This is a genomic window from Ramlibacter sp. GCM10027632, from assembly GCF_042675325.1.
Classification (GTDB): domain Bacteria; phylum Pseudomonadota; class Gammaproteobacteria; order Burkholderiales; family Burkholderiaceae_C; genus Ramlibacter.
On record NZ_JBHTGW010000010.1, the window covers coordinates 120537 to 139718 of the forward strand.

Below are 19182 nucleotides of genomic sequence, written 5' to 3' on the forward strand. Positions count from 1 at the left end.
CTTATGCGCCAACCGCAACAATAGCGCCCGGTTTTTCATTTCACTCATGAAGGGGGCCTCGGGAGAATCTGCCGGTCTTTCAACCGAGCGAAGAATCCCATGGGCACCGACGTGCTTGTCATCGGCGGCGGCAACGCCGCCCTCTGCGCGGCCCTGATGGCCGCCGAAGCGGGCGCCAGCGTGATGCTGCTGGAATCCGCGCCGCGCGCCTGGCGCGGCGGCAATTCCAGCCACACCCGCAACCTGCGCTGCATGCACGACGCGCCGCAGGACGTCCTGGTGGACGCCTACCCCGAGGAGGAGTTCTGGCAGGACCTGCTCAAGGTCACCGGCGGGCTCACCGACGAACACCTCGCACGCCTGACCATCCGCGCCTCGTCCACCTGCCGCGACTGGATGCGCAAGCACGGCGTGCGCTTCCAGCCGCCGCTGTCCGGCGCGCTGCACGTGGCCCGCACCAATGCCTTCTTCATGGGCGGCGGCAAGGCCCTGGTCAATGCCTACTACCGCAGCGCCGGGAGGCTGGGCGTGCAGGTGCGCTACGAGTCCCCGGTGGACCGCATCGAGTTGCGGGACGGCCGCTTCGTCGCCGCCTGGTGCCGGGGCGAGCGCATCGAGGCGAAGGCCTGCGTGCTGGCCGCCGGCGGCTTCGAATCCGACCGCGCCTGGCTGCGCGAGGCCTGGGGCCGCAACGCGCACGGCGAGTGGCCGGCCGACAACTTCCTGATCCGGGGCACGCGCTTCAACCAGGGGGTGCTGCTTCGCCACCTGCTCGACGACCACGGCGCCGACCGCATCGGCGACCCGACGCAGGCGCACATGGTGGCCATCGACGCCCGGGCGCCGCTGTACGACGGCGGCATCTGCACCCGCATCGACTGCGTCTCGCTGGGCGTGGTGGTGAACCGGGAGGCCCGCCGCTTCTATGACGAGGGCGAGGACTTCTGGCCCAAGCGCTACGCCATCTGGGGCCGCCTGGTGGCGCAGCAGCCGGGGCAGATCGGCTACTCCATCATCGACGCCAAGGCCATCGGCCGCTTCATGCCGCCGGTGTTCCCGGGCGTCAAGGCGGACAGCCTGCCGGAGCTCGCCGCCAAGCTCGGCCTGGACGTTCCCACCTTCACCCGCACGCTCGCCGACTACAACGCCGCCTGCCGCCCCGGCACTTTCGACCACACCGCGCTGGACGACTGCCGCACCGAGGGCGTGGCCCCGGCCAAGACGCACTGGGCGCGCCCCATCGACACGGCGCCGTTCTACGCCTATGCGCTGCGTCCCGGCGTGACCTTCACCTACCTCGGGCTGAAGACCGACGAGACGGCCGCCGTCCGCTTCGGCGGCGTGCCCAGCGACAACCTGTTCGTGGCCGGCGAAATGATGGCCGGCAACGTGCTGGGCAAGGGCTACACCGCCGGCGTCGGCATGAGCATCGGCACGGCCTTCGGCCGCATCGCCGGAACGCAGGCGGCGCGCGCCGCGAAGCAGCAAGGAGTCACCGCACATGCAGGCGCTTGAAGCCCTCACCCGCGACGCCTGCGCCCTGGCGCAGGGGGACGTCGTGCTCACCGGCCCGGAAGCCGAAGTCGCCCGGCAGATGCAGATCTGCAATGCCTGCCGCTACTGCGAGGGCTTCTGCGCGGTCTTTCCGGCGATGACTCGGCGGCTGGAGTTCGGCAAGGCCGACATCCACTTCCTCGCCAACCTGTGCCACAACTGCGGCGCCTGCCTGCACGCCTGCCAGTACGCGCCACCACACGAGTTCGCGATCAACGTGCCGCAGTCGATGGCCCGGGTGCGCGGCCAGACCTATGCCGACTACGCCTGGCCGCCCGCCCTCGGGGCGCTGTACCGCCGCAACGGCCTCACCCTGTCCCTGGCACTGGCGGTGGCGCTCGCGGCCTTCATGGCGCTGGCCGCGGCGATGAAGGGCTCGCTGTGGGGCGCCGATGCCTCGGCGGGCTTCTACGGCATCTTCCCGCACAACCTGCTGGTGGCCCTGTTCGCCCCGGTCTTCCTGTTCGTCACCTTCGCCCTGGGCATGGGCGTGCGCCGCTTCTGGCGCGAGGTCACGCCGGCCACCAGCGGCCAGCCCGCGCGCCTGCCCGAAGCGGCCGAGACCGCGCACGACGTGCTGCGCCTGAAGTACCTGGACGGCGGCCACGGCGACGGTTGCCACAACGACGACGACGCCTACACCCTGGCGCGCCGCCGCGCCCACCACCTCACCTTCTACGGCTTCCTGCTGTGCTTCGCCGCCACCAGCGTGGCGACCCTCTACCACTACCTGTTCGGGTGGGCCGCGCCGTACGACCTGCCGTCCCTGCCCAAGCTGCTGGGAGTGGCGGGCGGCGTGAGCCTGGCGGCCGGCACCGCCTGGCTGTGGCGCCTGAACCTGCGCCGGCAGGCGGAACATGGCGACGCGGCGCAGCGGCCGATGGACCGGGGCTTCATCGCCTTGCTGTTCCTCACCGCCGCCAGCGGACTCGCGCTGTGGCTTGCCCGCTCGACGCCCGCGCTCGCCTTGCTCCTGTGCGTCCACCTCGGCGCGGTGATGGCGCTGTTCGCCACGCTGCCCTATGGGAAGTTCGCCCACGGCGTGTTCCGCACCGCGGCGCTCCTGCGTCACAACGTCGAGAAGCGCCGCCCCAACCCGGTCGGCCTGGCGGCCGACTGAACCCGCCCCATCCTGCCCTGGAGGACCTTCCCTTGAAGAAGCGACTGATCCTGAGTGCCGTCGCCGCGTGCGCGACGGCCGCCACCCTGCTGGCCGCGGCCCCTGCCCGCGCGCAGGCCGCCCCCGACTTCCCGCCGAAGAAGGCGGTGACCATCGTGGTCGGCTTCGCCGCCGGTGGCGCGGCCGACAGCGCGGCCCGCCAGATCGGCAAGAAGCTCGGCGAGAACCTCGGCATCGGCGTCATCATCGACAACAAGCCGGGGGCGGGCGGCAACATCGCGCACCAGTTCGTGGCCCAGGGCCCGGCGGACGGCAGCGTGATCCTGTTCGGATCGGTCGGCCCGCTGGCGATCGCCCCGCACCTGATGAAACTGCCCTACGACCCGCAAAAGGACCTGGCGCCCATCACCATGGGCGTGAATTTCCCGAACGTGCTGGTGGTCCATGCGGGCACGCGCATCAGGACCTTCGCCGAGTTCATCGCCTACGCCAAGGCCAACCCGGGCAAGCTCGACTACGCGTCCACCGGCCCGGGTTCGGCGTCGCACCTGGCCGGGGAACTGCTGGACGACATGGCCAGGATCGACACCGTGCATGTCCCGTACAAGGGGGGCGCGCCGGCCCTGCAGGACCTGCTGGCCGGGCGGGTCGCCGCCTACTACTCCACGCTGTCGACGGCCCAGGCGCACATCGACAGCGGCAAGCTCATTCCCCTGGCGTCCACGGGCGCCCGGCGGCTCGCCGCCCTGCCCAAGGTGCCGACGATCGCGGAGTCGGGCTACCCCGGCTACGTGGCCACCAACTGGTACGCCTTCGTGGCGTCAGCCAAGGTGCCGGCGCCGGTCCTGGATCGCTGGAACAGCGAGCTGGTGAAGGTGCTGAAGGACCCGGCCCTGTCCGAGGCCCTGAGCAGCCACGGCCTGCTGCCCCAGCCGGGCACCCGCGATGAACTGGCCCGGGAGATCGCGCGCGAGTCGGCCCTGTGGGGCCGCGTGATCCGGGAGCGCAAGATCACGACGCCCTGACTTCCGCGGCGGCGTCGTCGCGGTCCGCCGGCAGCGTGCTGCCGGTGACGGCCAGGCGGCGCGCCAGCACGCTCATCTCGCGGTAGATGCGGCCGGCCTCGGGATGCCAGTGCGCGACGCGGTCGCCCTGCGCCAGCACCACCGCCGTGTCGCCGCGCGCGGCGGGGCCGACGATGGAGCCGGCCGGGCCGAGGGCCAGGGTGTTCTCCACGGTGGCGCGCAGCAGGGCCTCGTTGACCTTGGGCACCAGGGCCGGCGGCACGCCGGCCTCGGCCCAGGCCTCGCGGGCGATGGCCTGCAGCACGATCATGAAGTTGCTGCAGATCACCGCGGCCCCGTGGTACAGGGGCTTGTGCTCGCCCTGCACCTCGAAGCACTCGCCGCCGATGGCCTCGAACAGCGGGCGCAGCGCGCCCTTCGCCGCCGCATCGCCCTCGAGCCCGCAGGGCGTGCCGGGGAAGCGGGCGGCGCCCGCCTCGGGTGAGGCGAAGTTCAGCACCGGATGCACGCTGGCCGCCAGCCACCCCAGCGCCTGCAGCGGCGCCATCGCGGACGCCGGCAGGAAGCCGCTGCAGTGGAAGGCCAGGGCCGGGCGTACCTGGCCGCGCGCGCGCAGCGACTGCGCGAGCTGCGCGGCCACCTCGGCCACCTGCGAGTCCGGCACGCTGAGCATCCACAGGTCGGCCTCGCGCAGGTCGTCCAGGCCGGCGGCGGCGCGGCCCGCACCGATGAAGGCCTGCGCGCGCGCCACGCTGTCCGCGCGGCGGGCCAACAGGTCCTGCACTTCGCACAGCCCGCGCGCGTGCCACAGGCGCGCCAGCGCCTGGCCGACCCGGCCGGTGCCGATGACGTTGAGTCGTTGCATGTCGGCTCGGCGCCCGTCAACGGGCGAAGGCGGCAGCCGCGAGGACGGCGGCGCCTCCGGCGATGCCGGCGCGGGTCGGGAGGTGTCTGCGATCCATGGGATGTCTCAGGTTGTCGTTGGGCCTTCCGGTGAGCGGGCGCAGGGCATGCAGCCCGCGTCCAGGATGCCGCAACTCTACGCGACCCCTGCGGCACCTCGGCGCCCCATCGCCGCGGAGCCAGCGCGGCGGAAGACGACGACGGCAACTTCGACAAGGTCACCGTCATCGCCGAGAAGGCCGTCCTGCGCGGCATCGGCGAGCACCATCACAGGCTCCGGTTCACGTTCTGGCTGCATCGCAGCGCGGGAGGCGGCGCGGGGCCGCCCTGTGTGCTGACAATGAATACCTGTAGAGCCGGCATTCATGGATCTGTTCGCCTGAGAAGGAGGCGCAATCCGTACTGCTCGACCAGGTATTCATCAAGCTGGATGACACCCGGCTCCGGGAGTTCACCGCCTTGCTGGATGCCTCCGGCGGCATCCGATCCCGGGCTGGAGCGCCCGCGCGCGGTCAAGGCGCCCTGGAAGGCGGGCCGATGACCCTCCACGCCCCGGCACCGCTACCAGCCGAGGCCCAGGTCCAGGGGTTTGGCTACGGCGAGTCGGTGCTGGACGAGTTGCTCGAGCCCCGGGCCCTGGCCCACCGGGGCAGCCGTGCGAGCCGCACCTTGGTCGTCACGGACGATGACCGACGGGTCATGGGCTACGACGCGCTCGCTGCGCATGGCCTAGGAGCGCGCGACGAATCCAGTCAGGCTCGCCCTAGCCCAGGACGGACAGGACAGCTTCGTGGAGCGCGGGCCGGACGATCGCTCCCAAGTACTCGGTGGGAAGGTCGCTCGGAATGATGAGGTCGTAGGTCGTTCGGCGCTCACCCACGGCGATCTGCAATTTCGCCTTCACGTCGCGCGGCAAATCGGCAAAGAGCGACTCCGGCGGAGTCTGCAACCGGCGCTCGAACTCCAGGTGCAACCGCGTCCCGGTCGTCCTGCCGTCATTTCGCAACCGGGCGATCGGGCCCTCCAGGAAGCGGCCGGGCGCCTCGGCACGTTCTTCACGGCAGGGCAAGTAGATCGTGATGCGGGTCTTGGTGGACCTCATCCCGACGCGTCGGCCAGCGCCTTCGATGCGAAGGGCGTCCTCCTCCAGGCAGTGCAAGATCGCCTGGAAGAGCCGTTGCGCCAGCGCCTGACTGCGCGCCTTGCCGCTGGGCCAACGGGTCCAAAACGCCGGAAGGTCGACTTCCGCCATCGCGTTGTCGGCGTCTCGGCCGAACTCTTCCGTGCCAATGCTGAAATCGTTGGCGATGAACATGACCAGGGACCGCAGCAGAAGTCCCGCATGGCTGGAGGCCGGATTGATGCGGCCCCAGTGTTCGTTCTCCAGCATCGTGCGGGCCAGCTCCGTGATGGAAGGCACATGCGCCTCGTCAGACGCCGCCCACGAGTAATTCATCTTTTGGTCGACGCTCCCCTCGGGAATACGCAGGCGCTCCCAGGAGGCCCGCACCGCGGCGCCGCTGAGCCGGCAGGGCCGGGGCGTCAGATAGACCAACAGGATAGGCACGGTGCTCCCCTGCTCCAGCGACTCTTCATCCACGCTGTTGCGGAGCAACTGGTATTCGTCCCACAACTGCGTCGGATCGGCCGCACCGTCGGAGATCTTGTTCTCGATCGCGACCACCAGGCGCAGTTGGTCGTGGGGCAGGTACAACCGGATGACGATGTCCAGGTCCCGCCGGCTCATGCGCGCGTCCGGTGCGCCTGACTGGCCCAGTCGCATCGGCAGGCGCTCTTCGAGACTGACCTGGACCCGGTCGAAGGCCTTGATGGCCTCCAGCATCGTCTGCGGTCGATTGCGCGGGCGGATATCGCTCCACAGGTCCAGGCGGGTGATCGCCTCGCGACAGGGCTCGAGAAACTCGCCCAGGAACGCGCGAGCGTAGCCGTGCGAACCGTCGGGATTGAGCAGGAACGCCAGCACAGAACTCATGTTCGGCTCGTCGACGCGCCCGTCTCCCTTGCAGAAGATCTCAAAAATATTCAATTTTCCGCTTCCCTCTTAGGTGGCAGTTTCGGCCTGTCCGCGCGCACGCAAGGAATAGTTTTTAAATTACCAATGCATTAGCCGGATGAATCCATTGACCCTACGTATTTCCATTCGATTCGTCGATTCTCGACTTCACCGATATTGGCTTTTTACCAAGGCTTGCGGTAATCTTTTTCAGGCTCAGGCTCGAATGGCATCGCATTCATTGGTAAATCGATGTCGATTCGGGAAAACGTTCCACCCTCCGACGTCCGCCCGGCCCGCTACCGGTGCATTCCAGCCAGTGGATGCGTCAGGGGCTGGTTCAAAAGGACCCCTCCGTGTTCATGAGGAAGTCTGATGCTCAAGCCGCTCACCAAGTCCCGGTTCAAGATCGCCTTGGAATGCCCGACGAAGCTTTACTACGAGTCCCGTCCCGGCGACTACCGCAACCAGATGCGAGAAAATGCCTTCCTCGCAGCCCTGGCGGATGGTGGCCACCAAGTCGGCACGCTCGCCAAATTCAAGTACCACCCAGACCCGATCGGCCAGGCGATCACAGTCGAGGCGAACGGCTACGATGAGTCGGTGGCGCAGACCCACCAGCGCCTGGCGGTCCCAGGCCGGGTCGTGGTCGCGGAGGCAGCCCTGCGCCACGACCACTATTTCGTTCGGGTTGACCTGCTGATTCGGGATCAGGAGCGCAAGCGCATCGAGCTCATCGAGGTCAAGTCCAAGGGGGTGAGCGAGCAGGACGTCGCCGGGCAATTCACTGACAAGGCCTGGCGGCCTTACCTCTATGACGTGGCGTTCCAGGCGGAGGTGGCTTCCCGTGTGTTTCCCGGCTGGCAGATCGTTCCCAAGCTGGTGCTCATGGACAAATCGGTGGCCTGCGACGTCGAGGCCTTGCACCAGCAGTTCCCCGTCGTCTTTGACGCCGACGGACGTAACGCCCGGGTGGAGGTCGCTGCGGGCCTGGACCGGGCTGCGCTCGGGTCGCTCGACATCCTGAGGGAGGTGGACGTGAGCGACTTGGTGCAAGGCTTGCGGGCTGCACCGGTGGACGTCACGGGCGCACCCCCCGAGCAGGTCGCCAGCCTGCCCGCCTTCATGGCGTGGGCGGCCGGGCTTCAGCACCAGGAAATCCGTCATTTCGGGGGCATGAGCAAGGCCTGCAAGGACTGCCAGTACCGTGCGACTGAGGGCGATCCTCTGCGCAGCGGCGTGCATGAATGCCTCGAGGAGGCCATCCGGCGGGGCCTGCTCGATACGCCCAAGGCGAGCGTCGATCGCAGCCAGCCGCTGGCCATTGACCTGTGGGGCGCGATGGCGGGAAGGCCGGGCATTGCGCAGCGGGTACTCCAGGCACGCCGGGCGCTGCTGGCCGATGTGCAGGAGCAGGACATCGCCCCGGCACGGGTCGCCCCGGCGATTGGTTTCACGCCTCTGGAGCGTCGGCTGGCCCAGGTTCGCGCAGTTCGCGAACCCGACTTCAGCTTCGAGATCCGGGAGGACCGCCTGGCCGAGATGGACCGCTGGGAATGGCCATTGCACATGATCGACTTCGAGACTTCGGCTCCCGCCGTGCCCTTCTTCAAGGGAACCCGGCCGCATGAGACCCTCGCCTTCCAGTTCAGCCATCACGTCATGGAAAAGGACGCCGCCGGGCATGTGACGATCCGGCACGCCTCCCAGTGGATCTGCACGGATGCAGGCGTCTTTCCGAGCATCGAGTTCGTTCGCCAACTGCGCGCGGCCCTCATGCCGCAGGGTCGCCTGATGGGCACGGTTTTCAGGTACCACTTCCACGAAAACTCGGTACTGAGGAAACTGCGCCCACTCGTCGCGGCAAGCGCCCAGGCCGATGCCCCCGAGTTGATCGCCTTCATCGACCTCATCACCGGCCCAGGGGAGGGCGCTGACGCCCCGGCCCGTGAGATGGTGGACCTGCACCGCCTGGTCCAGGAGGGCTATTACTCGGCACGAGCCGGGGGCAGCGTCTCCCTCAAGTACATGCTGCCCGCCATCTTGAACGATGCCCCCGGCCTGCGGCAGTTGTACGCCCGAGCCGGCATCTACGGCCGCGGGTTGCCGATCGCGAGCTTGAACTTCGACGGCACAGGTGGGCACGTGTGGTTGCAGGACGGTTGCGGCGGAGACCCCTACAAGACGCTGCCGCCCATTTTCGGGGCCGGCTTCGACGCGCTCGACGCCATGCTCCTTCGGCTTCGCGGGTCCGACGGGGAAGACGGAGCCATCGCCCATGGGGGCGCGGCCATGACGGCCTACAACTACACCCAGTTCTCGCGGCTGGCACCCGCACAACGGCAGGAAATCGAGGCAGCACTATTGCGCTACTGCGAACTGGACACCCTGGCCATGGTGATGCTGGTCCAGGGCCTGATGGAACTGCGGGGGCGGCCCCTGCCATTGGCAGGTTTGGGCGGGTGATGCCGTCCACGTCCCGCCCGCTGGCTTGCGCGCGTCGATCCACGCACCGACGCCGGTTGGTTCGCCAGCAAGGCATAGGCCGGCGCCCTGGGGACCGGGCCGTCGTCATTGAGTTAAGGTTAAGTTCATACGCCACACCGGACAGTACTTACCGCGCGGGTCTAACGCGAAGGCTCGACATGCGCACGGCCCCAGAACACGCGCCGGATCTGGCTGTTTTTGGAATGGGAAGCAAAGTGGTATTTCGCCGATGACGCTTGAAGAAACTCTGCAATTGCTGGTCAAGGCGCCGGCCCTGGACAAACAGCAATTGGATGCCGTCGCCATGGCCTGGCTCTCGGCCGTCGCGCGATTCGATGAGATGGACGGCCAGGAGCAGGCCTTCTTCAAGGAATCGTATGACGCTGCGTTGCGGCTGCTGGTCACGCGCTTGCGCAGCGGCCTGGACTCGCACCCCTGCGAGCGGCTCCTTGAACTCGTCAAATCTGCGCCCTTCCATGAGCAAGCCGATGCGCAGCGGTACAACGGGCTCGCCGAGAGCATCCAACTGGAGGGGATTGCTGCGGACACCCAGGACACGCCATCACCGGCGGGCCCACGCGTGGCGATGAATGTGGCGGTGCAACTCGCGGCCCTGGGGGCCGCGGCCAGCCTGCAGGCGATCAGGCTGCAGTTGCCTGCCCTGGCGACGCGGGACATCAACCAACTCGATCGCGTCGTGCGAGACCTCGGCACCCTGGGGTCGGGCCTTGCGGACCAGGAGGCGGCCTGACCATGGGCGTCGTACTGACCACTGTTCCGCCAGCGGCCGCCGCTTCTTTCTGCCGGATGCACGCCATCCCAGCGCACACCTCGGTTCCCCTGGCGTTGGGCTTTGACCTCAAGACCACCGGGCATCTGCGCCACAGCGGCACCACGGTGGTCCTCTCGGCGCCCCTGACGACGGTTGTGCATATCGCCCGGTTGGTTCGACAGACCACCGGCTGCAAGGCAGTCGAGTTCGCATGGCCCGAAGGCGCGGGCGTCGTGGTGGGAGAGCGCACGCTGGTGACGACGCTCCCGCCCGAGGGCTATCACGCGATGAGTCGCAGGGCCGCCTGCCAGAGCTTGCTGGACGAGGGGCTTTCCCAGGAGGATGCCGAGGCTTTGCTGGATGATGAAGGCGGCGCCTATGACCACGCGCCGGAGTTTCGCGATGCGCTTCAGCATGCCTGGCAGGCCCTGGCGGTTCGGCTGGGCCGCTACCCCAGCAAGAGGCAACTGGGCCGCCAGGCCCCGTTCGCCACCTTGTTCAGCCTGGGCTACGACACCGAGCACTATGGTGCCGCAGACCTCGCCGTCATCGACCAGGCCATCGACCAGATGCGGGGAAACGGCCCCAGTTACACCGACCTGGCCAAGGCCCGGGCCTTCCTGGCCTGGACCCCTGGGGAACCACGGCGCGAGCACCGCGACCGCATCAGGCTGTTCTTCGAGAACGCGCCGAGGCAATTCCTGGACCGGGTCCGGCACTTCGAGGCCTTGATCCCGGCCACAGGTGGATGGGTGGTGGCGTACGCGTCGGCCCGGGTGCGTGGCAGCGTCTCGGTCGGCCGGCTTGCGGCATCCAAAATCAACGGCTGGGACAGCGGCTATCCCCACCTGGAGGAGCCGGCGCGCTCGGATCGGGAAGTCCTGTGCACGATGTTGGCCCAGGACCCGCAGGGCCTGCAGCAGGCACCCGCCGAAGTGCAACGCGCCTTGAAGTCCTTCCTCCGGCTCCTGCCCGCCGGAGGAAGCCCGCGCAGGCCCGTCACCACTGATGGACGCGCGGTAAGGAAGGCCCTGGCCAATGAGCGGTTCGACGAGGCGATTGCCTGGAGTGTCGGACAGCTTCGCGGGGGCGGTATGTCAGCGGCTGACCTAGTCGCCCTGCACGGCCTCATCCAGGGACACCGCATCCGGGGATAGAAGAGTCGACGCGCCACCAAAGGCTCTTGATGTCGACAATTCGCTTGGCATGGGAACCGCTGCTGTCCTGAAGAAGGACGGCACCTGAAGCACCCTCGCCGCTCACTCCACCGTCACGCTCTTCGCCAGGTTCCTCGGCTTGTCCACGTCCGTCCCCCGCGCCACCGCCGTGTGGTACGCCAGCAGCTGCAGCGGCACCACGTGCAGCAGGGGGCTGAGCGGGCCGTAGTGCTCGGGCATGCGGATCACGTGCAGGCCGTCGCTGCTCTCGATGCGGGTGTCCGCGTCGGCCAGCACGTACAGCACGCCGCCGCGCGCGCGCACTTCCTGCATGTTGCTTTTCAGCTTCTCCAGCAGCGCGTCGTTCGGCGCCACGGTGACCACCGGCATCTCGCTGGTCACCAGCGCCAGCGGGCCGTGCTTGAGTTCGCCGGCTGCATAGGCCTCGGCGTGGATGTAGGTGATCTCCTTGAGCTTGAGCGCGCCCTCGAGGGCGATCGGGTAGTGCAGCCCCCGGCCCAGGAACAGCGCGTTCTGCTTGCCCGCGAAGTCCTCCGCCCACGAAATGATCTGCGGCTCCAGCGCCAGCACCGCGGACAGCGCCGCCGGCAGGTGGCGCATGGCCTTGAGGTGGGCCGCTTCCTCGGCCTCGGTCAGGCGGCCCTTGGCCTGGGCCAGGGCCAGCGTGAGCAGGAACAGGCCCGCCAGCTGCGTGGTGAAGGCCTTGGTCGAGGCCACGCCCACCTCCACGCCGGCGCGCGTGAGGTAGGCCAGCTTGCACTCGCGCACCATCGCCGACGTGGCCACATTGCACACGGTGAGCGTGTTCGTCATGCCCAGGGACTGCGCATGGCGCAGCGCCGCCAGCGTGTCGGCCGTCTCGCCGGACTGGCTGATGGTGACCACCAGCGTGTCCGGATTCGGCACCGACTCGCGGTAGCGGTACTCGCTGGCGATCTCCACCTGGGTCGGGATCTTCGCGATCGACTCCAGCCAGTACTTCGCGGCGCAGCCGCTGTAGTAGCTGGTGCCGCAGGCGAGGATCAGGACCGAGTCGATCTTCTGGAAGGTGCGGTGCGCGCCCTCGCCCGGCGCGGGCTGGCCGGCGCCCTCGAACAGCTCGGGCACCACTGCCTCCAGGCCCTCGAGCGTGTCGGCGATGGCGCGCGGCTGCTCGAAGATCTCCTTCTGCATGTAGTGCCGGTAGGGGCCGAGTTCAGCCGCGCCGCTGTGGGCACGCACCGTGCGCACCGGGCGCTCGGCGCGGCGGCCGCCGCGGTCCGTCACCCAGAAGCGGCCCAGCTGCAGGTCCACCAGGTCGCCCTCCTCGAGGTAGACGATCTGGTCGGTCACGCCGGCCAGGGCCATCGCGTCGCTGGCCAGGAAATGCTCCTTGCCGCCCTCGCCCACGCCCAGCACCAGGGGCGAGCCGGCGCGCGCGCCGACCACGCGGTGCGGCTCGTCCTTGCAGAACACGGCGATGGCATAGGCGCCATGCAGCTGCGCCACGGCGGCCTGCACCGCCTCGAACAGGTCGCCCTCGTAGAGGCTGTCGACCAGGTGGGCGATGACCTCGGTGTCGGTCTGGCTGGCGAAGGCATAGCCCCGGGCCTGCAGCGCGGCGCGCAGCTCGTCGTGGTTCTCGATGATGCCGTTGTGGACCAGCGCGATGCGGCCGGCCTTGTCGGCGGCGGCGCCGGGGCCGTGGCTGAAATGCGGGTGGGCGTTGTGCACCGCCGGGGCGCCGTGCGTGGCCCAGCGGGTGTGGGCGATGCCGGTCGTGCCCTCGAGCTTCTCGGCGGTCACCTGCTGCAGCAGTTCCGCGACGCGCTGGGTGCTGCGCGCGCGGCGCAGGCCGCCGGCATGCACCGCGACGCCGCAGGAGTCATAGCCCCGGTACTCGAGCCGCTGCAGGCCCTGGACGAGGATGGGGACGATGTTGCGGTCAGAGACCGCGGCGACGATGCCGCACATGGTGGAAGCTCCTGAGGTTGGCTGGACTGTAGGAGGGATGGAACGGAATTTGTGTCCGAATTTTTAAATCCGATGGTTTTTTATTTCTCGCATCTCAATTGATGAAATAAGATTTCCCCAACATGCAAGAAATTGAAGCCAGGTTTCTCGACACCATCGACCGCCACCTGCTGGACTTGCTCCAGCAGGATGCCTCGCTGAGCAACCTCGAGCTGGCGCGCCGGGTCCATGTCTCGCCGCCCACCTGCCTGCGGCGGGTCAAGCGCCTGCACGAGGCGGGGCTGATCGAACGGCAGGTGGCGGTGCTGCATGCCGACCGCCTCGGCGAGGTCCTGGGCCACGGGCTGGAAGCCATCGTCGAGGTGACGCTGGAGCGCCAGGGCGCCGAGCACCTGGCCGCCTTCGAGGCCCGCGTCGTCGCCGACGACGCGGTGCAGCAGTGCTACCGCGTCTCGCCGGGGCCCGACTTCATCCTGCACGTGCGCGCCGCCGACATGCCGGGCTACCTGGCCTTGCAGCAGCGGCTGTTCACGGCCGATGCCAACGTGCGCAACGTCAAGGCCTTCTTCTCGGTGCGCCGCGCCAAGTTCGCGCCGCGCATCCCGCTGGCCTGAGGCGCCGCCAGCGACCGCCGCCGCCCGCCGCCGCCCCTACCCGCCGAACAGGCGCGCCATGCCCCCGCGCAGGTGGCGCGTCATCGCGTCCCGGGCGGCCTGCGGGTCGCCCGCGGCGATGGCGGCGTCGATGGCGCGGTGCTCGTCGCGCACATGGCTGGCGCGCTCGCGCACCGGCTGCGCCGACAGCTCGCGCGCGAGCTTCACCGCATAGCGGAACTGCTCCTCCAGCGCCGCCATCGTGAGCATGAAGAAGCGGTTGCCGCTGGCCTCGGCGATGGCGCGGTGGAAGGCGATGTCCTCGTCCACCGCCTTGTCGCCGCGGGCCACCGCGGCCTCCAGCAGGCGGCGCCGGGCGGTGATGGCGTGCAGCAGCTGCCGGTCGGTGCACTGCGCCGCGCGGGCCGCGCTCTCGCCCTCCAGCACGCAGCGGAAATCCAGCAGCGCGCGGATGTCCGCCAGGCTGCGCAAGGCGCCGAAGGTCACGCGCGACAGCGGCGCCGCCTCCCCGACGAAGTTGCCTGCACCCTGGCGCGCATAGACCCGGCCCTCGGCCCGCAGCCGCGCCAGCGCCTGCCGCACCACCGGGCGCGAGGCGCCGAAGCGCTCGCCCAGCGCGGCCTCGCTGGGCAGGCGGGTGTGCGGCGCCAGCGCCTCGCGGGCGATGGTGGCGACGATCTGCTCGTAGACATGGTCGGCAAGGGCGGGGGCGGGCATGGCGGACTCCTCGGCTTCAGCCGCATCCTAGCAAGTTGTCAAACAACTTTGGCGTTTCGTTGACAGGTCATCCGGCGGCTTCGAATAATCCGCCGCAACGCAACACCCCCTACGCCATGTCCCTCGTCACCGCCCTGCGCACCGTCCGCATCGCCGAACGCCCCAACCTGATCTGGCTCGAGATCGAGACCGACGACGGCCGCACCGGCCTGGGCGAGACCTTCCGCGGCGCGCAGGCGGTGGAGGCGGTGCTGCACGAGCAGGTCGCGCCCTGGCTGGTCGGCCGCGACGCCCGCCACATCGAGGGCATCTCGCAGCACCTGTCCGCGCCCTACCTGGGCTTCCACAGCGCCAGCGCCGAGGTGCGCGCCGCCAGCGCGGTGGACATCGCCCTGTGGGACCTGGCCGGCCAGCGCCAGGGCGAGCCGGTCTACGTGGCCCTGGGCGGCGGCGCGCGCGACCGGGTGCGGGCCTACAACACCTGCGCCGGCTACGCCTTCAACACCAGCAGCGCGGTGCGCCGGTCCATCGGCAGCGGCGACGCCAGCGCCGGCCCCTACGACGACCAGGTCGCCTTCATGCGCGACGCCGGCAAGCTGGCCGAGAGCCTGCTGTCCGAAGGCTTCACCGCGATGAAGATCTGGCCCTTCGACGACTTCGCCGCCGCCAGCGGCGGGCAGATGATCACCCTGCCCCAGCTGAAGGAGGGCCTGGCGCCTTTCCGCAAGATCCGCCAGGCCGTGGGCGACCAGATCGAGGTGATGTGCGAGCTCCACAGCCTCTGGGGCAGCCATGCCGCCACCCGCATCTGCCGCGCGCTGGAGGACCTGGGCATCTTCTGGGCCGAGGACCCGATCGCCAAGATGGACGACGCCCGCGCCCTGGCCGACCTGCGCCGCCAGACCCGCGTGCCGATCTGCGGCAGCGAGACCCTGGGCGGCGTGGTCCCGTTCCGCGACCTGCTGGCCGCCGATGCCCTCGACATGGTCATGCTGGACCTGGCCTGGTGCGGCGGCTTCAGCGAGGGCCGCAAGATCGCCGCCCTGGCCCAGGCGTACGCCAAGCCGGTGGCCCCGCACGACTGCACCGGCCCCGTCACGCTGATGGCGGGCCTGCACCTGGCGCTGCATGCGCCCACCGCCATCTTCCAGGAGGTGGTGCGCGCGTCCCTGAGCACCTGGTACCGTGACCTGGTCACCGACCTGCCGGTGCTGAAGGACGGCATGGCCCTGGCGCCGCAGGCCCCCGGCCTGGGCACCCGCCTGCAGGACGCGGTGAAGGCCCGGCCCGATGCCACCGTGCGCGTGAGCGGCCAGGCCCGCTGACCCTTTTTCATCCAGAGATTCCATGCAAGTCACCGTCGTCGGACAGCATGTCCCCCATGTCCCCCTGCTGCAGCGCCTGCTGGGGGATGCTTTCCAGGTCCGCGGCGTTGCCTCGCTGCCGGCCGAGGGCCCGATCGAAGCCGAGGTCGTGGTCAGCACCCGCCTGAATGCCAGCGAGGCCTCGCGCCTGCAGGCCCGCCTGTTCCAGGCGCCCGGCGCCGGCCTGGACACCATCGCCCTCGACGCGGTGCCGGAAGGCTGCCGCGTCTGCAACGTGTTCGAGCACGAGATCCCGATCGCCGAGTTCGTCTGCCACGCGGTGCTGGACCAGGCCATCTTCAGCCAGCCCGTCCCCGCGCCGCTGGACGCCGCCACCTGGCCGCGCGCCTACTTCGAGCGGCCGTTCCACGACGAGGCCTTCGGCCGCCGCGCCGCCATCGTCGGCTTCGGCGCCATCGGCCGGGCCACCGCCTCGCGCCTGCGCGCGCTCGGCCTGCACGTGACCGCGGTCACCCGCCAGGGCGTTCCGGTGGAGGGCGCGGATGCGGTGCATCCGGTGGCCGACCTCGCCGGCCTGCTGCCCGCCATCGACGTGCTGGTCCTGTGCTGCCCGCTGAACGAGCAGACCCGCGGCCTGGTGGGCGAGCGCGAGCTCGCCGCGATGAAGCCGACCTCGCTGCTGGTGAACGTGGGCCGCGCCCCCCTGGTGCAGGAACAGCCGCTGTTCGACGCGCTGCAGGCCGGCCGCATCGGCCGCGCGGTGCTCGATGTCTGGTACCACTACCCGGCCGCCGGCCAGGCCGAACTGGCCCCGGCCTCGCTGCCATTCCACACCCTGCCCAACGTGCGCTGCACCCCGCACATCTCGGGCTGGACCCATGGCCTGCTGGCGCGCCGCTATGCCTTCATCGCCGACAACATCCGCCGGCTCGCCGCCGGCGAGCCGCTGCAGAACCGGGTGCGCTAGGGTGACACCCGAGCCCCGCACCGCCGTCATGATCACGACCGACTGAGGTCACAGTCGCACCCAGACAGGCCGAACGGCCGCAACCCAGGAGACAACGCATGACCCTTCACCGCCGCACCCTGCTCAAGGCCACCGCCGCCGCCGCGGGCGCCACCGCCCTGGGCGGCCCCGCCCTCGCCTCGGCCGCCACCTGGCCGAGCCGGCCGCTGCGCATCGTCATCCCCTTCGCGCCGGGCGGCACTTCCGACACCATCGCCCGCCTGATCAGCAAGCCGCTGGGTGATGCGCTGGGCGTGCCGGTGGTGATCGAGAACCGCACCGGCGCCAACGGCGCGATCGCCGCCGCGGCCACCGCCACGGCGACCGACGAACACACCATGATGCTCACCGACATGAGCTCGCTGGCGATCAGCCCCCTGGTCACCAAGGAACTGCCGTACAAGCCGGCCGACCTCAAGGGCGTGACCATGCTGGCCTACTCGCCCCACCTGCTGGTGGCCCACCCCTCGGTGCAGGCGAACACCATCACCGAGCTGGTGGCGCTGTCGAAGACGCGGTCCATGAACCTGTCCTCCGCCGGCTCGGGCTCGGCCAACCACCTGGGCGTGGTGGACATCGCCCTGTCCACCGGCCTGAAGTGGCAGCATGTGCCGTTCCGCGGCGGCGCGCAGGCGCTGGCCGACACCGCCGCCGGCAACACGCAGATCTGCCTGAACGGCATGCTGGCCACGATGCCCCTGGTCCAGGCCGGGCGCCTGAAGGTGATCGGCGTGTCCAAGCGCACCCGCACGCCGCTGCTACCCAACGTGGCCACCATCGCCGAACAGGGCGTGAAGGACTTCGAGTCCGGCACCTACCAGGGCGTGGTGGTGCCCACCTCCCTGCCCAAGGCCGCCACCGAGCGACTGGCCGCCCTCCTGATCCAGATCATCCGCTCGCCCGAGATCCGCTCGCGCCTGACAGAGGCCGGCGCCGAGGTGCTGACCTCCACGCCGCAGGAGACCAGCGACTTCCTGGCGCGCGAGAACAAGCGCTGGGCCGGCGTGATCCAGCGCGCCGGCAAGGAGCTCGAAGGCAACGTCTGACAGCGGCAGCCGGCGGCGGCAGGCGCGCCTGCCCGGCCTCGCGGCCAGGCCGGGGCGGTCAGGCCTTCTTCTTGACCGGCCGCTGCCAGTTGGGGATGCTGACCTGCTTGCCCCGGGCCACGGACAGTGCGCCCGCCGGCGTGTCCTTGGTGATGGTGGAGCCGCCGCCGATGGTGCCGCCCGCCCCCAGGGTGACGGGCGCCACCAGCACGCAGTTGCTGCCCACGTGCACGTCGGCCTCGATCACGGTGCGGTGCTTGTTGGCGCCGTCGTAGTTGGCGGTGATGCTGCCGGCGCCGTAGTTCACCCGTTCGCCCACGGTGGCATCGCCCAGGTAGGCCAGGTGGTTGGCCTTGGCGCCGTCGGCCAGGGTGGAGTTCTTCACCTCGACGAAGTTGCCGATGTGGACCTCGGCGCCCAGCTTCGCGCCGGGCCGCAGGCGGGCGAACGGGCCCACGAGCGCGCCCGCCCCCACCTCCACGCCGAGCTTCTCGCCGTCGATGTGGGTGAAGGGATGGATCACCGCGCCCGCGTCGATGCGGGCGTTGGCGATCACGCAGTTGGCGCCGATGCGCACGCCCTCGCCCAGCGACACCGCGCCCTCGAAGACGCAGTTCACGTCGATCTCCACGTCGCCGGCGCAGTCGAGCGTGCCGCGCACGTCGAAGCGGGCCGGGTCGGCCAGGCGCACGCCCTGCTCCATCAGCGCGCGGGCGCGGCGCAGCTGGTAGGCGCGCTCCAGCTCGGCGAGCTGCAGCGGGCTGTTCACGCCGTCGACCTGCACCTTGTCGGCGGTCTTGAGGGCGGCCACCGGCACGCCATCCTGCGCGGCGAACTTCACCACGTCGGTCAGGTAGTACTCGCCCTGGGCGTTGTCGTTGGTCAGGCGCGCGAGCCAGGCCCGCAGCAGCCGGTTGGGAACGGCCATGAAGCCGGTGTAGACCTCGCGGATGGCGCGCTGCGCCTCGCTCGCGTCCTTGTGCTCCACGATCGCCTGCACCGCCTCGCCCTCGCGCACGATGCGGCCGTAGCCGGTGGGGTCCGGCATGTCCACGGTCAGCAGGGCCAGCCTGCCGCCCTCGCTGGCGGCCACCAGCGCGCGCAGGGTGGCGGACTCGACCAGGGGCACGTCGCCATTGAGCACCAGGCAGGTGCCGTCCTCGGGCAGCAGGGGCAGGGCCTGCTGCACGGCGTGGCCGGTGCCCAGTTGCGGCTCCTGCAGCACCGTGTCGCAGCCGGCCAGGCCGGCGCCGGCGGCGAAGCCCCGGGCCGCCTCGGCCACCTGCGCGGCGCCGTGCCCGGTGACCACGACCACGCGCCGGGGCGCCAGCCCCGCGGCCGCATCGACCACGTGCGCCAGCAGTGCGCGCCCGCCCAAACGGTGCAACACTTTGGGCAGGTTGCTCTTCATTCGCGTACCCTTGCCGGCGGCCATCACCACCACATCCACTGCCGCCATTGACGTCAT

The 19182-nt window shown here is 69.9% G+C and carries 15 protein-coding genes; 10 read left to right on the plus strand and 5 right to left on the minus strand.

The annotated features are described in order from the left end of the window. The first annotated feature begins 99 nt into the window (after nucleotides 1–99). The 3 genes from tcuA to ACFQZY_RS15635 are packed head-to-tail and all read left to right on the plus strand — an operon-like array spanning nucleotide 100 to nucleotide 3699. Nucleotides 100–1515: an FAD-dependent tricarballylate dehydrogenase TcuA gene (gene tcuA / locus ACFQZY_RS15625; RefSeq protein ID WP_377417481.1), complete on the plus strand. Its 1416-nt coding sequence runs from the start codon at nucleotides 100–102 to the stop codon at nucleotides 1513–1515. Beyond that, nucleotides 1502–2674, plus strand: a complete 1173-nt coding sequence (gene tcuB, locus ACFQZY_RS15630; protein ID WP_377417483.1) for a tricarballylate utilization 4Fe-4S protein TcuB — start codon at nucleotides 1502–1504, stop codon at nucleotides 2672–2674. The genes tcuA and tcuB overlap by 14 nt, the downstream gene beginning before the upstream one ends. Nucleotides 2675–2706: 32 nt before the next feature. Further along, nucleotides 2707–3699 (plus strand): Bug family tripartite tricarboxylate transporter substrate binding protein, encoded by a 993-nt coding sequence (locus ACFQZY_RS15635; protein WP_377417485.1) that lies wholly within the window; start codon nucleotides 2707–2709, stop codon nucleotides 3697–3699. Here ACFQZY_RS15635 and ACFQZY_RS15640 read toward each other — a convergent pair. Beyond that, the gene (locus ACFQZY_RS15640) at nucleotides 3686–4564 is read right to left on the minus strand and encodes a Rossmann-like and DUF2520 domain-containing protein (protein ID WP_377417487.1); all 879 of its coding nucleotides are present in this window, start codon (nucleotides 4562–4564) and stop codon (nucleotides 3686–3688) included. The genes ACFQZY_RS15635 and ACFQZY_RS15640 overlap by 14 nt on opposite strands. A gap of 801 nt (nucleotides 4565–5365) precedes the next feature. Next, entirely contained in the window at nucleotides 5366–6649 is a 1284-nt protein-coding gene (locus ACFQZY_RS15645) for a PD-(D/E)XK nuclease family protein (RefSeq protein ID WP_377417489.1), read from the minus strand. A 342-nt stretch (nucleotides 6650–6991) separates the two neighbouring features. Between ACFQZY_RS15645 and ACFQZY_RS15650 the strand changes: the two genes are divergently transcribed. The 3 genes from ACFQZY_RS15650 to ACFQZY_RS15660 all read left to right on the plus strand — a co-directional run bounded on the left by ACFQZY_RS15650 (nucleotide 6992) and on the right by ACFQZY_RS15660 (nucleotide 11032). Continuing rightward, the gene (locus ACFQZY_RS15650; RefSeq protein ID WP_377417491.1) at nucleotides 6992–9082 is read left to right on the plus strand and encodes a DUF2779 domain-containing protein; all 2091 of its coding nucleotides are present in this window, start codon (nucleotides 6992–6994) and stop codon (nucleotides 9080–9082) included. A 250-nt stretch (nucleotides 9083–9332) separates the two neighbouring features. Then, nucleotides 9333–9854 carry a hypothetical protein gene (locus ACFQZY_RS15655; RefSeq protein WP_377417493.1) on the plus strand — a complete coding sequence of 174 codons (522 nt, stop codon included), beginning with the start codon at nucleotides 9333–9335 and terminating at the stop codon, nucleotides 9852–9854. 2 nt (nucleotides 9855–9856) lie between these two features. Then, entirely contained in the window at nucleotides 9857–11032 is a 1176-nt protein-coding gene (locus ACFQZY_RS15660) for a hypothetical protein (RefSeq protein WP_377417495.1), read from the plus strand. Nucleotides 11033–11134: 102 nt separating this feature from the next. Here the strand turns inward: ACFQZY_RS15660 and glmS are convergent, their stop codons facing one another. Then, nucleotides 11135–13006, minus strand: coding sequence for a glutamine--fructose-6-phosphate transaminase (isomerizing) (glmS, locus tag ACFQZY_RS15665; protein WP_377417497.1), 1872 nt, complete (start codon nucleotides 13004–13006; stop codon nucleotides 11135–11137). Nucleotides 13007–13128: 122 nt separating this feature from the next. Between glmS and ACFQZY_RS15670 the strand changes: the two genes are divergently transcribed. Further along, nucleotides 13129–13620 (plus strand): Lrp/AsnC family transcriptional regulator, encoded by a 492-nt coding sequence (locus ACFQZY_RS15670; protein ID WP_377417499.1) that lies wholly within the window; start codon nucleotides 13129–13131, stop codon nucleotides 13618–13620. A 36-nt stretch (nucleotides 13621–13656) separates the two neighbouring features. Here the strand turns inward: ACFQZY_RS15670 and ACFQZY_RS15675 are convergent, their stop codons facing one another. Next, nucleotides 13657–14337, minus strand: a complete 681-nt coding sequence (locus ACFQZY_RS15675; RefSeq protein WP_377417501.1) for a FadR/GntR family transcriptional regulator — start codon at nucleotides 14335–14337, stop codon at nucleotides 13657–13659. A 116-nt stretch (nucleotides 14338–14453) separates the two neighbouring features. Between ACFQZY_RS15675 and ACFQZY_RS15680 the strand changes: the two genes are divergently transcribed. The 3 genes from ACFQZY_RS15680 (at nucleotide 14454) to ACFQZY_RS15690 (ending at nucleotide 17714) form a co-directional block, all read left to right on the plus strand. Then, nucleotides 14454–15662 (plus strand): mandelate racemase/muconate lactonizing enzyme family protein, encoded by a 1209-nt coding sequence (locus tag ACFQZY_RS15680; protein WP_377417503.1) that lies wholly within the window; start codon nucleotides 14454–14456, stop codon nucleotides 15660–15662. 22 nt (nucleotides 15663–15684) lie between these two features. Further along, a complete protein-coding gene (locus tag ACFQZY_RS15685) occupies nucleotides 15685–16629 on the plus strand; it encodes a 2-hydroxyacid dehydrogenase (protein ID WP_377417505.1) in 945 nt (314 codons plus the stop codon). Between the two features lie 98 nt (nucleotides 16630–16727). Beyond that, complete coding sequence (locus ACFQZY_RS15690) at nucleotides 16728–17714, plus strand: Bug family tripartite tricarboxylate transporter substrate binding protein (protein ID WP_377417507.1); 987 nt, start codon at nucleotides 16728–16730, stop codon at nucleotides 17712–17714. 58 nt (nucleotides 17715–17772) lie between these two features. On the opposite strand, the gene glmU is transcribed toward ACFQZY_RS15690, so the two are convergent. Then, a complete protein-coding gene (gene glmU / locus ACFQZY_RS15695) occupies nucleotides 17773–19173 on the minus strand; it encodes a bifunctional UDP-N-acetylglucosamine diphosphorylase/glucosamine-1-phosphate N-acetyltransferase GlmU (protein ID WP_377417565.1) in 1401 nt (466 codons plus the stop codon). Nucleotides 19174–19182: the final 9 nt, after the last annotated feature.

Excerpts from the sequence above, each read along its gene's own strand:
- tcuA (WP_377417481.1), top strand. The coding sequence starts at position 100 with ATGGGCACCGACGTGCTTGTCATCGGCGGCGGCAACGCCGCCCTCTGC.
- tcuB (WP_377417483.1), top strand. The coding sequence starts at position 1,502 with ATGCAGGCGCTTGAAGCCCTCACCCGCGACGCCTGCGCCCTGGCGCAG.
- ACFQZY_RS15640 (WP_377417487.1), bottom strand. The coding sequence starts at position 4,564 with ATGCAACGACTCAACGTCATCGGCACCGGCCGGGTCGGCCAGGCGCTG.
- ACFQZY_RS15650 (WP_377417491.1), top strand. The coding sequence starts at position 6,992 with ATGCTCAAGCCGCTCACCAAGTCCCGGTTCAAGATCGCCTTGGAATGC.
- ACFQZY_RS15655 (WP_377417493.1), top strand. The coding sequence starts at position 9,333 with ATGACGCTTGAAGAAACTCTGCAATTGCTGGTCAAGGCGCCGGCCCTG.
- ACFQZY_RS15660 (WP_377417495.1), top strand. The coding sequence starts at position 9,857 with ATGGGCGTCGTACTGACCACTGTTCCGCCAGCGGCCGCCGCTTCTTTC.
- glmS (WP_377417497.1), bottom strand. The coding sequence starts at position 13,006 with ATGTGCGGCATCGTCGCCGCGGTCTCTGACCGCAACATCGTCCCCATC.
- ACFQZY_RS15670 (WP_377417499.1), top strand. The coding sequence starts at position 13,129 with ATGCAAGAAATTGAAGCCAGGTTTCTCGACACCATCGACCGCCACCTG.
- ACFQZY_RS15675 (WP_377417501.1), bottom strand. The coding sequence starts at position 14,337 with ATGCCCGCCCCCGCCCTTGCCGACCATGTCTACGAGCAGATCGTCGCC.
- ACFQZY_RS15680 (WP_377417503.1), top strand. The coding sequence starts at position 14,454 with ATGTCCCTCGTCACCGCCCTGCGCACCGTCCGCATCGCCGAACGCCCC.
- ACFQZY_RS15685 (WP_377417505.1), top strand. The coding sequence starts at position 15,685 with ATGCAAGTCACCGTCGTCGGACAGCATGTCCCCCATGTCCCCCTGCTG.
- ACFQZY_RS15690 (WP_377417507.1), top strand. The coding sequence starts at position 16,728 with ATGACCCTTCACCGCCGCACCCTGCTCAAGGCCACCGCCGCCGCCGCG.
- glmU (WP_377417565.1), bottom strand. The coding sequence starts at position 19,173 with ATGGCGGCAGTGGATGTGGTGGTGATGGCCGCCGGCAAGGGTACGCGA.